Genomic DNA, 14018 nt, shown 5'->3' with positions numbered 1-14018 from the left:
CCAAGATGAAAATATCCCTCGACTGGCTCCGTACCCTGATTCCGACCGACAAACCCGCCGTGGAACTCGGCCAGCTGCTCACCGGCTCCGGCCTGGAAGTAGAAGGAATTGAGGAGCTCGAAAGCATCCCCGGCGGCCTGCGCGGCGTGGTGCTGGGCACGGTGCTCACCTGCGAGCGGCACCCCGACGCCGACAAGCTCAGTCTGACTACCGTGGACGTGGGCGACGCCACGCCCCGCCAGATTGTGTGCGGCGCGCCCAACGTGGCCGCCGGTCAGCGCGTGGTAGTGGCCCTGGAAGGCGCGACGCTGTACCCAGCCGCAGGGGAGCCGTTCAAAATCAAGAAGTCCAAGATTCGCGGGGCGGCCTCCGAGGGCATGATCTGCGCCGAGGACGAAATCGGGCTGGGCCAGTCGCACGCTGGCATCATGGTGCTGGAAACCGAGCTGCCCAACGGTACGCCCGCCGCTGAGTACTTCGGCCTGGACTCCGACTCGGTCTACGAAATCGGGCTGACGCCCAACCGCGCCGACGCCGCTTCGCACTACGGCGTGGCCCGGGAGCTGCGCGCGTTGCTGCGCCAGCCCTGCCACCTGCCCGACATCAGCAAGTTTCACGCCCCGGCTTCGGCCGAGCGCAACATCACGGTGGAAATTCAGGACCCGGAAGCCAGTCCGCGCTACGCCGGTTTGCTGCTGGAAAACGTGCAGGTAGGCCCGTCGCCGGAGTGGCTGCAGCGCCGCCTGCGCAGCATCGGCCTTTCGCCCATCAACAACGTGGTGGACGTGACCAACTTCGTGCTGCACGAGCTGGGCCAGCCCCTGCACGCCTTCGACGCCGACCAGATTACCGGCAATAAAATCATCGTGAAGCGGGCCCAGGAAGGGGAGAAGTTCACGACCCTGGACGGCACCGAGCGGACGTTGAAAGCAGCTGATTTGGTTATTGCCGACGCCAACGGCGCGCCTATGGCCCTGGCCGGCGTGTTCGGGGGCAAAACCTCCGGCGTGTCGGACGCTACGACCCGCGTGTTCCTGGAAAGCGCCTACTTCCAACCCGCCGCCGTGCGCAAATCGTCCCAGGTGCACCAGCTCAAAACCGACGCCTCCTTCCGTTTCGAGCGGGGCACCGACCCGCACATGGTGCCCGTGGCCCTGAAGCGTGCCGCCCTGCTGCTCCAGGAAGTGGCCGGGGCTACCGTGGCCGCAGGTATCGTGGATGAGTACCCCGCGCCCATCAGCCACACGCCGGTGCGCCTGCGCCTGCCCCGCGTTGAACGGCTCGTGGGTCAGTTCATTGCCCCCGAGCGAATCCGCCAGATCCTCACCGACCTCGATATTCTCATTGCCGAGGAAAGCCAGGATGCCGCCGGCCACGCCGAGTGGATTCTGAGCGTGCCGCCGCACAAGGTGGACGTGACCCGGGAAGCCGATGTCATCGAGGAAATCCTGCGCATCTACGGCTACAACCACGTGGCTTTGCGGCCCCACAACTCGGCTTCGTTCCTGGCCAAATTCCCCAACCCCGACCCCGAGGTGCTGCGCCAGAACACGGCCCGCCTGCTCAGCGGCCAGGGCTTTTCGGAAATCATTACCAACTCGCTGACCAACTCGCTCTATTTCGAGAAGGAAGGGGAGAAGGATGAAACTCTGGTACCGGTGCTCAACTTCAACAGCGCCGACCTGAACGTGATGCGCCCCACGCTGCTGCACTCGGGCCTGGAAATCATCCGCTACAACGTCAACCGCCGCCAGCGCGACCTGAAGCTCTACGAGTTCGGCAAAACTTACCACCGCGAAGCCGAGGGCAAGTATACTGAGCGAAACAAGCTCGTTATCTACCTCAGCGGCAACACCGCCGCCGAAACCTGGCAGCAGAAGTCCGACAAAACCACTTTCCACCAGCTAGCCGCCGCCGTGCAGCAGGTCCTGGCCTCGTTCGGCTTTGCGCAGCCCGCGTCCCAGCCCGTGCAGCATCCGTACTTGGCCGGGGGCCTCACCTTGCTGGCCCAGAACCAGCCGGTGGCCCACCTCGGGGCCGTGTCGCCAGCCATCCTCAAACGCCTCGACGTGAACCAGCCCGTGTGGTACGCCGAGCTGGATTGGGACTTCCTGATGCGGAAATACAAGAACACGCTCACGGCCAAGGAGTTGGCCAAGTTCCCCGAGGTGCGCCGCGACTTGTCCGTAGTCGTCGACCGGACCGTGACCTTCGACCAGCTCCGTCAGATTGCCCAGCGCACCGAGAAAAAGCTGCTGCAGAGCGTGAACGTGTTCGACGTGTACGAGGGCGAAAATCTGGGTGCGGGCAAAAAGTCCTACTCCGTGAGCTTCACCCTGCAGGACCCCACCCAAACCCTCACCGACCAGGCCATCGACGGCGTAATGCAGCGCCTCATCGGCCAGTTCGAAAAGCAGGCCGGGGCCCTGATCCGGAAGTAACTCCCAAAAGGACGTCATGCTGAGCGAAGTCGAAGCATCTCTACTGCAATGGTAAAATCTATTTACTACTGCGGCAGAGATGCTTCGACTCCGCTCAGCATGACGCTTTATAGAGTATACCAGGACAATTCGTGCCAACTCTATACACGTAAATGCCCGGGCCGTTTTTGGTATTGAAGGTAGTTGGCTGAAGCGAGTTAAAGCCCAACTTTAACTCCGGAGTACCACAGCCGGCAACTTCGTCTTACATTAGCCTCCAAAATATTTCTTTTTCGATGGCCTCTTCCAAACAACTTGCCCAACTAGACCGCCTGGAGCGTCAGGTGACGTCTTTAGTGGCTGCCTATCAGGGCTTGCGCGAGGATTTGGCCGATGCCCAGACCACCATCCAACAGCTCCGGGCCGACGTGCGCGACCGGGAGCGGCAGTTGAAGGATTTCCAGAATCAAGAGAATATCGCTAAACTTGTCAATACCATAGCAGGGGAACCTGCCAACGCAAACGAGCTGAAACTTCGCCTCAACGAATATATCCGCGAAATAGATAAGTGCCTTGCCTACTTGAGAGAGTAACAAACCCTACATCCCACGACTGCTGCTCCCGATGAGCGAACTTTCCATTAAAATCCGCATTGCCGACCGGGATTACCCGATGCGGGTAGCCCCCCTGGAGGAGGAGCGCCTGCGCCTGGCGGGCCGCCTGCTGGGCGAGCGGATCAAGGAATTTCGCGAGCAGTATGGCATTCAGGACAAGCAGGATCTGCTGGCCATGATTGCCTTGTCCACCATGGCTGACAGCCTGAAGGTCAGCAAGGAAAAGGACGGCACCGATGCAGCCCTGACCGAACGCCTCGCGCGCTTGGACGAGCTGCTGTCGGGCGTGGTGCTGGGCTAAAGCACCGGCGCCGGCATCGTTTCAGACTCGAATCGGGTGGGGCAAGCGGCTCCGCCATTCGTTCGTCGTCGGCAGGTTTTTCCGTGTTATGGTTTTTCCCCACCCCCCTAAAACCATAGCTCAATGCCCGACATTTTGTATATCATCCTGGCCGCCGTGCTTGCCCTTGGGGTCGGCATCGTGGTCGGCAGGCAGCTGGCCGGCAAGGCCCGCCTGGACCACGAGGCCGACGCCAAAGCCCGCGCCCAACAGATCATTCAGGAGGCCGAAGCCCAGGCCACCCGCACCCGCGACGAGCGGATTCAGCAGTCGAAAGACAAATTCCGCCTGCTCAAAAACGAGTTTGAGCAGGACAGCAAGCGGCAGAAGCAGGAGCTCGAAGCCGAGCTGACCCAGCGCCGCCAGGGCGTAGTCGAGCAGGAGCAGAGCATCAAGCAGCTCACCCTCACCACCCAGCGCCAGCTCGAGCAAATCCAGAAGAAGGAGCAGGACATGGACGCCCTGCGCGAAAAGCTCCAGCATGACTCCCAGCAGCAGCGCGAGCGGCTGGAGGCCCAGGAAGAAAAGCGCCGCGCCACCCTGGAAACCCAGCTAGCCAAGCTCCAGCAGCGCGAGCAGGAAGTAGAGGAGGAGCTGGAAAGCACCCGCGAGTCGCTCCAGGCCCAGCTCAGCCAGGTGCAGCACCAGCTCGAAACCATTTCGGGCCTGACCGCCGCCGAAGCCCGCGAGCAGCTGGTCGAGTCGCTCAAGAACGAAGCCCAGATCCAGGCCAGCTCCTACATCAAGGACGTGGTGGCCCAGGCCAAGCTCACGGCTACCAAAGATGCCAAGAAAGTCGTGCTCGAAACCATTCAGCGCACCGCCGCCGAGCACGCCATTGAGAACTGCGTCTCGATTTTTAACATCGAATCGGACGACGTAAAAGGCAAAATCATCGGCCGCGAGGGCCGCAACATCCGCGCCCTGGAAGCCGCTACCGGCGTCGAAATCATCGTCGACGACACGCCCGAGGCCATTATCATCTCCGGCTTCGACCCGGTGCGCCGCGAAGTAGCCCGCCTGAGCCTGCACTTGCTGGTGAAGGACGGCCGCATTCACCCGGCCCGCATCGAGGAAATCGTGGCCAAGACCCGCAAGAACATCGACGAGGAAATCGTCGAAATCGGCGAGCGGACCATCATCGACCTGGGCATTCACGGCCTGCACCCCGAGCTGATCAAGATGGTGGGCCGCATGCGCTTCCGCTCGTCGTATGGTCAGAACCTGCTCCAGCACTCGCGCGAAGTAGCCAACCTCTGCGCCACGATGGCCGCCGAGCTGGGCCTGAACGTGAAGCACGCCAAGCGCGCCGGCCTGCTCCACGACATCGGTAAAGTAAGCACCGAGGAGCCCGAGCTGCCCCACGCCATCCTGGGCATGGAGATGGCCAAGAAGTACAAGGAGCACCCCGACGTGGTCAACGCCATCGGCGCCCACCACGACGAAATCGAGATGACGGCCATGATTTCACCCCTCGTGCAGGCCTGCGACGCCATCAGCGGCTCGCGCCCCGGTGCCCGCCGCGAGATGATGGAAAGCTACATCAAGCGCCTCAAGCAGCTCGAAGAAACCGCCGTATCGTTCGACGGCGTGCTGCAGTGCTACGCCATCCAGGCCGGCCGCGAGTTGCGCGTGATGGTCAACGCCGACAACGTAACCGACGACCGGGCCCAGGAGCTGAGCTACGAAATCTCGCAGAAAATCGAGAAGGAAATGCAGTACCCCGGCCAGATCAAAATCACGGTAATCCGCGAAATGCGCGCCGTAGCCTACGCTAAGTAGGTAGCTGTATTCAGAAAGCAAAAGCCCCCGCGACGAGAGTTGCGGGGGCTTTTTTGTGATTGAACTGGCGCGAGTTTAGGCGCAGCCGTAACTCGTGCCGGTTTATGCCGGGAGGCTGTGCCTCCCCCGTTAGAACGACCTGCCTTCGGCGCGGTTCCGGTTTGCCGCTCTGCAGCAGTGGAGGTACAACCTCCATGTCATGACTGGTCACGAGTTACGGCTGCGCCTAAACTCGCGCCAGTTAGGACACCGGTAGATTCTGTGCTTTTAGCTGGTCAAAGAGGAAAGAGGCGTACACCTATAGTTCGCTCCAATGAAAGACGCTGATGATTTCCTCCGGCTGTTGATACTGGTAGATGCCCGCTGGGTCTTCGGTAAGAAAATACCCCAAGGCCGATGAGTGTACGATCAGCTCACTATCAGTAAAAATCCTGCGTAAAAGCTGAGTTGCCGCCTGAATTTCCTCTTCCGGTGTGATGGCTCCAAGCTGGCGCATGTGCAGATGCCAGGCGAATCGCTCGGCGTTGGCCGCAAAGCCTACCGCAAGCTCCCTGCCCCGCGTAGTTATGCGGAGAAGTAGCTTGCCTTGGCTACTTGGATAGTCGATAACCATAATGTCGTCATGCTTCTTGGCATATCCTTGCACAAACTGTGGAAAATGGCTGAATAGGCAGGCCGTTACATAATCGGTAAACTCTTTTTGCGACATAATAAACACAGGTATTCCTCCCAAGCTACACAAAAAAAGCAGGCGGCACTTACGCCCCACCTGCTTCCTAAGCTACTCAGAAACTACCGCTACACCACCCGCCGCACCACAACCATAGCCTCCCCGCCCGTGTCCCCCGCAAACCGCGCCGTTTCCGGCCCAGCTGGGCCCGCGTCAGCACCATTATTTGCCCGGCGGGACACGTCTGCGTCGTCGTTTCCTTACCGTCCTTCTGGGCCATCCACAGCACCAATGCGTTACCCGAGCGGTTTTCCACCGTCAGGGTGTGGCTGCGGCTCCAGCCTCTGCCGCTTGCTGAACCCATTACCAGAATAACGGAATTAAAAGTCCTGGCCGGGAGCAGCCGAAATGCCGGTAACAGCCTAGTAAGAACGGTTTTTTAGCGGTTGAGCAGGAAAAGCTGGCCGGTGTATAAAGTCTGATAAACCGGAATATCGGTTTCGCCTGGCCCGAGAGCCGGTGTACGTTTGAGGTATCAACCACCGCACTTCGTACTTCGGCTACTTTCTATGGCAACCCGCAATTTCTACCAGTATCTAAGTCAACTTGCTCTACTGGCTGGGCTGGGCAGCTGCACGGTCTACACGCCCATGCAGCCCACCGTTTCCACCGTCAGCCAGCAGGGCCAGCTGGAGCTCACCGGCAGCCTGCAACCCAACACCCGCCTGGAGGGCACGGCCGTGTATTCGCCCCTGCCGCATCTGCTGGTGACGGCCGCCGGCTCGTTTCAGCCGAAGCTGGCGGAAAATACCTACGCCACCACCCGGCAGTGGGAAGCGGGCCTGGGTAGCTACGTCCACCTGAGCCCCCGCTGGGTGCTGACGGGCCTGGCCGGCTACGGAGCCGCCACCGCCCAAAAAGCCCTGGCGGAGTTTCCCATTGGCGGGATCAACACCTACCATGCCCGGTACAGCAAGGTATTCGGGCAATTGAGCCTGGCCCATGAGCGGCAGGCCCAGTCGTTTGGCCTAGTCTACCGGCTCGCCAATGTGCGCTACGGCCAGCTGGAGTACCGCTTCGGCTCCTCTCCCGAAGTCCTGGCCATTCCCATGCAAAACGCCTTCCGCCACGAGGGCCTGGCCTTCTACCGGGTCAGCCTCGACCCGCGCGACCGGTGGCAGCTCCAGGCTACCGCGGGCCTGTCGGTAGCCCAGCAGCCCGCGCCGCTGGTAGCGCCGGAAGGTCCTGGCCGCAACGACTACTACGCCGAGAACCGCGAAGCCCGCAAGGCGTCCCGGCCCGTGCCAATGGTTAGCCTGGGCGTCGTGTTCCGGCCGCAGTTCGGGCGCGATAAGTAAGCCGGGCCGGTTCGATATAGCTTGGTTACTCTCTCAACTCAGTTGCCAATGGTACGTTATTTACTCTGGGCCTTGCTAGGGGTTGGCACTGCCACGGGCTGCGTGCCATTTTACCAGCCGATGCTGGCTACCACGCCGGTGGTGCAGCATCGGGGGCAGTTGGCGGTGGCCGGTAGCTGGCACCTGTTCGAAACGGGCCAGGCAGCGGCCGCCTGGTCGCCGGTAGAACTCCTGCGGCTAGGGGCCGCCCTAAGTGCCTGCCGTAGCGGCGAAGCCACCGATAGTACGGCTTCGTATTTGCGGAACCGGCAATATGAAGTGGGTATGGGCTACTATTTTACCCTAGGCAAGGGCCGAGCTAGGGTAGAAATAGCCGGGAGCTTTGGGCAGGGCCGCACGTTTGCCCACGGTACAACTACCCCAGGCCTGCCCGGCTTCATTGTACCCGTGGGCGGTGCCAGTGGCGGCACGGCAGTTCGGCGGGGCTTACCAGAGCAGTTGGGCCGGTTCACTACCATAGCTGGGCAGGGAAGCGCGACGTGGGCTGCCCCCGGCGCGGGTATCGGGGCGCTGGGCTTGGTGCTGCGGCTGAGCCATGTCCGGTTTGCCCACCTGACGCTGAACGGGCAAAATCGGGGTCAACCGGCCATGTGGTACCTGGAGCCGGCCTGGGTGGTGCGTACGAAGGAGAGGGCTGTGCGCCTTGAGGCCCAGGTCGGGTATTCGGTAGCACTGGCTTCACCGCCGGAGAATAGCGTATTTTACGCCGCCCGTCCCCGTCTGGGGGTAGGCTTGGTGGTTCAGCCGGGGCGGCTGCGGAAACGACTATGAGCAGGAGCATTACTGCGGTTTCCACAGCTAGCTGCATAACACGGCACCCCGTCGCGCCCGATGCCGATGGTCAGCCTGGGCGTCGTGTTCCGGCCAAAGCTTTTAAGTAACCAGCGAAACGGCGTGCAACCATAGTTTGCTAGTTTAGCATCAGTATAAGAACCGGCCGCTCCTCATGAGCGGCCGGTTTTGTAATAACCGCCGTATTTCTTAGAAACCCCCGTATGATTTTACGACTACCAGTAGGGCCATCAGGCCTGTTATTAGCTATGGGCCTGATGGGTCTGGGCAGCTGCTCGGTATACGCCCCTATGCTGCCGGGCGCCCCGCAATTGCGCGACAAAGGGCAGGCGGAAGTGCAGGGAACCACCTTTCTGAACGGCCGCTGGGAAGGTGCCGTGACGTATTCACCCGTAAAGCACCTGCTGGTGCGGGCGGCCGGCGGTTTCAAAGAAGATTCCCGCGACACCAGCTATTTCCGGGGCCGACAGTACGAAGTGGGTCTGGGCGGCTACTACCCGCTGGGCCAGCGCTGGCTCGTGAGCGGGCTGGGTGGCTTTGGCCAGGCCGTGAGCCGTCGGGGCTACGTGCAGCCCTCGTTGTTCCTCGGGCAGCCCTACAACGTTGATTTTAATGCGCGCTACAATAAGTACTTCGGTGAACTGGCTCTTTCCTACCAGTATTCTTGGCTTACGGTTGGGACGGCCTGGCGCTTTTCCCAGGTCCGCTTCACTTCTTTGCTCTATAATGACGAGCCGTTGGCAAAGCTGCGCATGACCCGTCTCGACCCAATGTTATTCATGCGCGTTGGGCCCGACGAAGGCAGTCTGCATTGGCTCAGCGTGCAGCTGTCGGGCGGCCTGACCGGAGTACCGAGCAGCACTTATACGGCTGATGCCGATGACCCTCACCAGTTTGAATACCGGCGGCTGCGGGAAGGCCAACTGTTTATGGCCCTCAGCGTAGTTTTGTATCCGCACCGCTTACTGGCCCGGCCTACCCGTTAGGCTTCTGCAACTTCGTAAACACGTTATTAAGTCCCTCAGCCCAGGTCGGGTGGGCAATAACCATGTTTCGCAGCTGCGGATATTTTAGCTTGCCCATCATTACCAGCTGAAACATCATCATGATTTCGCCGCCCTCCGGCCCCAGGATAGCCGCCCCGAGCACCCGGTCCTGCCCGTCGACGAGCACCTTCCAGAAGCCCAGGGTGCGGCCCGTTTCCCGGGCCCGACCAATGGTGCGCACCGGCATCGTCGCCACCCGGTAGTCGATGCCCTGCTCCCGGGCCTGGTCTTCGGAAAGGCCGATGCGGCCCAGCTGCGGGTCGGTAAACACGGTGTAGGGTAGGGGCCGCTGCTTGGCCGAGCGCCACTTGCGGTGCACGATTCCGTCGCGCACCACGCGGTAGTCGTCGTAGCTGATGTGGGTGAACTGCGGCCCGCCGTGCACGTCGCCCAGGGCGTACACGCCCTTAGCAGCGGTTTCGAGGCGGCTATTCACCTGGATGTAGCCTTTCTCGTCGGTTTTCACCCCGATGGTGTCCAGGCCCAGCTTGTCGGAGTTGGGTACGCGCCCGGTAGCTACCAGCAGGTGGGTGCCGCGCAGGCGCCGCTCCCCGGCCTTGGTGCGGGCCGACAGCGTAAGTACGCCCTCCGCGTTGCGCGACACGTGGTGGGCCTCGGCACCCAGCACAAACTCGATGCCCTCGGCTTCCAGCAGCTCCTGCATGGCCTGGCACACGTCGGCATCCTCGTGCTCCAGCAAGTTCTTATTCGATTCGATAATCGTAACCCGGCTGCCGAAGCGGCGAAACATCTGCCCAAACTCCAGCCCGATGTAGCCCCCGCCCAGAATCAGCAGGTGCTCGGGTAGCTCCTGCAGGTCGAGCAGCTCGGTGGTGGTCAGGTAGGGCACGTCCTGGAGGCCCGCCAGCTCGGGCACCGCCGCCCGCGTACCGGTATTGATGAAAACCAGCGGTACCCGCAGCTCCTCGGTTTCGCCGCCCGCCAGCGCTACCCGCACCGCGCGGGGACCGGTAAAGGCCGCGTGGCCGTGCAGCACCGTAATGCCCTCGTGTTCCTGGGTTAGGTTGCTGCGCACGCCCGCCCGCGACTTTTTGATAATGGCATCCTTGCGGGCAATTACCGCCCGGAAGTCAACCTGCGGCTCGGTGGCGGCAATGCCGTAGTCGGCGGCCGTGCGCAGCTGGTGGGCCCGTTCGGCCGAGGCCAGCAGGGCCTTGGTGGGCGAGCAGCCGTAATTGATGCAGGAGCCGCCCAGGTGGTTTTCCTCCACCAGCACCACTTTCCGGCCGGCTTCGGCCAGGGCCACGGCCAGCGGGTTGCCGGCCTGACCGGAGCCAATAATCAAAACATCGTACGAAGTAGGCATAAAAAGCAGAAATTGGCGGGAAATAGGACCGGGTGCTTTCCAAACGGCATAACCCTGTCGAGCTTACGGCTGAAGGCTATACGGGGTGGCTACCGGAGTAGCTGCCCGCCGCCAGGCGTTTTTCATATTTCTGGCCTTATTCTGCCGTTCCTGTGGCTGTAAAGATGTTGCCGCGGCTTGTGCTGCTGAGTGTTCTGGGGGTTGTCAGCAGCTGCTCGTCCCTGTATTTCCCGCCCCCGCCCCAGGCGCCGCTGCTTACCCAGAAGGGCGAGTTCAGTGGCGGTATTCACACCAATTTCAGCCAGAACACGGCCTTGCAGGGCGCCTACGCCCTCGGCGACCATATCGGGGTGCAGGGCAGCGCCTCCTTTCTGCGCTCCGATAAAAAGCAGTCCTTTTTCGGCAGCAAAAACAACCGCAAGTACGAAGAGCACAACTTCGGCGAAGTCGGCCTGGGCTACTTCACCCGCATGCGCGACCAGCGGGTGCTGGAATTTTACGGCGGCTACGGCCTGGGCAGCGGCAAGCGCACCGAGCGGAGCGAAGGGGTGAGCAAAACCCTGGCAGGCAACCTGGAAAAGGTTTACCTGCAAGCCAACTTCAGCAAGAAGGAAAGCAAGACCTGGCACTTCTTCAACCGCGACTGGCCCGTCTCCTACGGCATGGCCCTGCGCGCCAGCTACGTGCAGCTCCACGACTTCACCATCGACGGCAAGCCCCAGGAGGCGGAAGACAACATCTTTCTGGAGCCCATTAGCTTCACCCGCATCAGCGTGCTGGGCCCCATCCAGTTCCAGATGATCAGCGGCAGCAACTTCGGCCTGCGCCACCGCAAGTACCTGAAGGCGGCCAACTCGGTGTTTCAGCTCGGCATCGTCGTGAACCTGGGCGGGCAGGAGGGAAGGCGGTAGCGGTGCTGCTTACCCCGGCCCATAATTTCAGCCACAAAAAAAGCCCCGACTTGCGCCGGGGCTTTTTTATTTCAGGCAAGAGACGGTAAGGCTTGGCTCGCAGGCAGCTTAGTCGATGTATTTAAGCTGCAGAATATCCGCTATTTGCTCGGCGGGAATGGCAAAGCCAATTCCTTCAATGCCTTTGCCCACAATTTTGGCATTCACAATGCCCAGCAGCTGTCCTGAGCGGGTTACCAGTGCCCCGCCGCTGTTGCCGCCGTTGATGCTCACGTCGGTTTGTATCAGGGCGCGGCCTTCTATCTTGCGCCGGGCGCTGATGATGCCTTTCGTTACGGTCTGGCTCAACTCCTTGTCAGCAGGCGTGCCGATGGCAAATACGTCGGTGCCAACCTCGGCCTGATTGGCCGTAGGGAGCTGGAAAGCGCTGAGCCCTTCGGCGTCGATTTTCACCAGGGCCAGGTCCAGGTCGGCATTAACGCGCACTACCTGCCCTTTGGCCGCCAGCCCGTCGGGCAGCAGTACCTTCACCTCCTGTTCGTCGCTCACGACGTGGGCATTCGTGATGATGTAGCCGTCGGTCGAGACAATGCAGCCGCTGCCGTGCCCGTCGCCTGTTTCGATAACCACCACGTTGCGAGCGGCCAGGCTGACGCCGTTGTCGGCGGTAAGCTTGGGCGGCGCGGCGCGGCGCAGCATCACGGCGGCCAGTTGCTCCGTTGCAGCCCCCGCCTTGGCGGCTGGCTTCGACAGGGCCGCTACCACATCTTTGTTTTCCAGGAACGTCAGAAAGGCATTGTCGAAGGCATCCTCGAAGGCTGCGCTGCCGCCCTTTTCGCCTTTGATGCTCATGCCCGAAGTCTTTTGCTCAACCACCGTCTGCCGGGCTTGGTTGACTAGCTTCCAGGTTACCTCCACGCGGCAGTGCGTCGAGTAGTGGGCAAAGGACTCGTACTTGTTGGAGGCCTTGACGTCGTACTTGATGTCGCGCATCTCCCCTTGAATAGTGTAGCGCGAGTTGGCCCCGTTTGAGAACATGCTCCGCCCCTCGCTGCCGGGCACGGAATACCCCAGGTCTTTGAGGGTGTTGTTCACGTTGCTGCGCAGGTGCTCAGCGTCCACGTCGAGCGACTTACCAAAATACAGCACATCCGTCGCCTCCTTCACGATGTAGAAGTTGCCCATCTTGTCGCCGCCCTTGATGCGCACGTTCATGGCGCCGGCCTGAATGCTGGGCGCCCCGGCCACGGCCTGGGTGAGGTGGGGCATTTCGGCATGGATGTCCGTCTGGCTGAACTTATACACGGCTCCGGTACCCGCATCCGTCATCATGCCTACCAGGTAGGGCAGTATCAGCGGCAAGCCCAGATAGTTGAGGTAGGTGACTGCGTTGGGGCGGTCGGCATTCAGGGCTTCGTTGTAGTCCTTGTAGCCTTCGTGCTTGATTTTAAACTCCGACGTGCCTTTGCGCTTGATCAGCACCTTCACGGTGCCGGGCTTGTCAGCTACGGGACTAGCCTTCAGTGGCTTGGTGCCGACGTAGTACGTGCTGCCCTCGGGCTGCCCCGATACGAACATGGCCTGCCGGGAGCCGGAGATAATAGTGGCGCAGCTTTGCAGCAGGATGCTGCCGATGAACAGGACGCAAACAGTAAGAGTAGAGGTTTTTGTCATAAAGCAATGGTGTGGAAATAGTGCAAAAAGGCCGAAACAGTTGGCGTGTGTTCACCAACTGCTTCGGCCTTGGTCAGTGCAGAAGCAAGAGAAATTACTTGCTGCCCAGTACGCGCAGCATCGTTTCGCCAATCTCGGCGGGCGAATCCACGACGTGGATGCCGCACTCGCGCATGATGGCCATTTTGGCCGCGGCCGTGTCGTCGGCACCACCGACGATGGCGCCGGCGTGGCCCATGCGGCGGCCGGGAGGGGCCGTCTGGCCAGCAATGAAGCCTACCACGGGTTTCTTGTTGCCGGTTGCCTTGATCCAGCGGGCGGCTTCGGCTTCCATACCGCCCCCGATTTCACCGATCATCACGATGCCTTCGGTTTCGGGGTCGTTCATGAGCAGCTCCACGGCTTCTTTGGTCGTGGTGCCGATGATGGGGTCACCGCCGATGCCGATGGCCGTGGTCTGGCCCAGGCCGGCTTTGGTCAGCTGGTCCACGGCTTCGTAGGTCAGCGTGCCCGATTTCGACACGATGCCCACGCGGCCTTTCTGGAAGATGAAGCCGGGCATGATGCCCACTTTGCACTCGCCGGCGGTCATTACGCCGGGGCAGTTGGGCCCGATCATGCGCAGACCGTCGCGGCCTTTGAGGTATTCCTTCACCGCAATCATGTCCTTGGTCGGAATGCCTTCGGTGATGGTTACGATAACCTTGATGCCGGCGTCGGCGGCTTCCATAATGGCGTCGGCGGCGAAAGCCGGGGGCACAAAGATGATGCTGGTGTCGGCACCGGCTTTTTCAACGGCCTCAGCCACGGTGTTGAACACGGGCCGGTCGAGGTGGGTGCTGCCGCCTTTGCCGGGCGTCACGCCGCCAACCACGTTGGTGCCGTACTCAATCATCTGCTGGGCGTGAAACGAGCCTTCGGAGCCCGTAAAACCCTGCACAATCACTTTGGAATCCTTGTTGACCAGAACGCTCATTCGGAGAAGTGTTAAAGGATACTATCAATTTGGGGTGGGAACCAGCGG

Annotated in this window: 11 protein-coding genes; 7 read left to right on the top strand and 4 right to left on the bottom strand. The window is 61.2% G+C overall.

Annotated features, from left to right (window positions below; all coding sequences use genetic code 11):
* Positions 1–5 precede the first annotated feature (5 nt).
* The 4 genes from pheT (at position 6) to rny (ending at position 5156) form a co-directional block, all read left to right on the top strand.
* Positions 6–2441: a phenylalanine--tRNA ligase subunit beta gene (pheT, locus tag E5K00_RS11565; protein WP_135463372.1), complete on the top strand. Its 2436-nt coding sequence runs from the start codon at positions 6–8 to the stop codon at positions 2439–2441.
* A gap of 275 nt (positions 2442–2716) precedes the next feature.
* Entirely contained in the window at positions 2717–3013 is a 297-nt protein-coding gene (locus tag E5K00_RS11560; protein WP_100334523.1) for a hypothetical protein, read from the top strand.
* Between the two features lie 31 nt (positions 3014–3044).
* The gene (locus E5K00_RS11555; protein WP_135463371.1) at positions 3045–3335 is read left to right on the top strand and encodes a cell division protein ZapA; all 291 of its coding nucleotides are present in this window, start codon (positions 3045–3047) and stop codon (positions 3333–3335) included.
* Positions 3336–3458: 123 nt separating this feature from the next.
* Positions 3459–5156 carry a ribonuclease Y gene (rny, locus tag E5K00_RS11550; protein ID WP_135463370.1) on the top strand — a complete coding sequence of 566 codons (1698 nt, stop codon included), beginning with the start codon at positions 3459–3461 and terminating at the stop codon, positions 5154–5156.
* A gap of 298 nt (positions 5157–5454) precedes the next feature.
* Here the strand turns inward: rny and E5K00_RS11545 are convergent, their stop codons facing one another.
* Positions 5455–5865 carry a hypothetical protein gene (locus tag E5K00_RS11545; protein WP_135463369.1) on the bottom strand — a complete coding sequence of 137 codons (411 nt, stop codon included), beginning with the start codon at positions 5863–5865 and terminating at the stop codon, positions 5455–5457.
* A gap of 530 nt (positions 5866–6395) precedes the next feature.
* Between E5K00_RS11545 and E5K00_RS11540 the strand changes: the two genes are divergently transcribed.
* The gene (locus E5K00_RS11540; protein WP_135463368.1) at positions 6396–7184 is read left to right on the top strand and encodes a hypothetical protein; all 789 of its coding nucleotides are present in this window, start codon (positions 6396–6398) and stop codon (positions 7182–7184) included.
* 1055 nt (positions 7185–8239) lie between these two features.
* Positions 8240–9022, top strand: a complete 783-nt coding sequence (locus tag E5K00_RS11535; RefSeq protein WP_135463367.1) for a hypothetical protein — start codon at positions 8240–8242, stop codon at positions 9020–9022.
* On the opposite strand, the gene E5K00_RS11530 is transcribed toward E5K00_RS11535, so the two are convergent.
* On the bottom strand, positions 9012–10409 hold the full coding sequence (locus E5K00_RS11530; protein ID WP_135463366.1) for a mercuric reductase: 1398 nt from the start codon (positions 10407–10409) through the stop codon (positions 9012–9014). The two genes, E5K00_RS11535 and E5K00_RS11530, sit on opposite strands and share 11 nt — an antisense overlap.
* 164 nt (positions 10410–10573) lie before the next feature.
* Here E5K00_RS11530 and E5K00_RS11525 point away from each other — a divergent pair, with 164 nt between their 5' ends.
* Entirely contained in the window at positions 10574–11320 is a 747-nt protein-coding gene (locus E5K00_RS11525) for a hypothetical protein (RefSeq protein WP_135463365.1), read from the top strand.
* A 108-nt stretch (positions 11321–11428) separates the two neighbouring features.
* Here E5K00_RS11525 and E5K00_RS11520 read toward each other — a convergent pair whose 3' ends face one another.
* Both E5K00_RS11520 and sucD read right to left on the bottom strand, forming a co-directional pair.
* Complete coding sequence (locus tag E5K00_RS11520; RefSeq protein ID WP_135463364.1) at positions 11429–12994, bottom strand: S1C family serine protease; 1566 nt, start codon at positions 12992–12994, stop codon at positions 11429–11431.
* Positions 12995–13088: 94 nt separating this feature from the next.
* Positions 13089–13970 (bottom strand): succinate--CoA ligase subunit alpha, encoded by an 882-nt coding sequence (sucD, locus tag E5K00_RS11515; protein WP_135463363.1) that lies wholly within the window; start codon positions 13968–13970, stop codon positions 13089–13091.
* Between the last annotated feature and the right edge of the window lie 48 nt (positions 13971–14018).

The sequence above is a fragment of the Hymenobacter aquaticus genome (genome assembly GCF_004765605.1).
GTDB lineage: Bacteria > Bacteroidota > Bacteroidia > Cytophagales > Hymenobacteraceae > Hymenobacter > Hymenobacter aquaticus.
This window is presented reverse-complemented; position numbering and strand designations above follow the sequence as displayed.

Excerpts from the sequence above, each read along its gene's own strand:
- rny (WP_135463370.1), top strand. The coding sequence starts at position 3,459 with ATGCCCGACATTTTGTATATCATCCTGGCCGCCGTGCTTGCCCTTGGG.
- E5K00_RS11525 (WP_135463365.1), top strand. The coding sequence starts at position 10,574 with ATGTTGCCGCGGCTTGTGCTGCTGAGTGTTCTGGGGGTTGTCAGCAGC.
- E5K00_RS11545 (WP_135463369.1), bottom strand. The coding sequence starts at position 5,865 with ATGTCGCAAAAAGAGTTTACCGATTATGTAACGGCCTGCCTATTCAGC.
- E5K00_RS11530 (WP_135463366.1), bottom strand. The coding sequence starts at position 10,409 with ATGCCTACTTCGTACGATGTTTTGATTATTGGCTCCGGTCAGGCCGGC.
- E5K00_RS11520 (WP_135463364.1), bottom strand. The coding sequence starts at position 12,994 with ATGACAAAAACCTCTACTCTTACTGTTTGCGTCCTGTTCATCGGCAGC.
- E5K00_RS11555 (WP_135463371.1), top strand. The coding sequence starts at position 3,045 with ATGAGCGAACTTTCCATTAAAATCCGCATTGCCGACCGGGATTACCCG.
- pheT (WP_135463372.1), top strand. The coding sequence starts at position 6 with ATGAAAATATCCCTCGACTGGCTCCGTACCCTGATTCCGACCGACAAA.
- sucD (WP_135463363.1), bottom strand. The coding sequence starts at position 13,970 with ATGAGCGTTCTGGTCAACAAGGATTCCAAAGTGATTGTGCAGGGTTTT.
- E5K00_RS11560 (WP_100334523.1), top strand. The coding sequence starts at position 2,717 with ATGGCCTCTTCCAAACAACTTGCCCAACTAGACCGCCTGGAGCGTCAG.
- E5K00_RS11535 (WP_135463367.1), top strand. The coding sequence starts at position 8,240 with ATGATTTTACGACTACCAGTAGGGCCATCAGGCCTGTTATTAGCTATG.
- E5K00_RS11540 (WP_135463368.1), top strand. The coding sequence starts at position 6,396 with ATGGCAACCCGCAATTTCTACCAGTATCTAAGTCAACTTGCTCTACTG.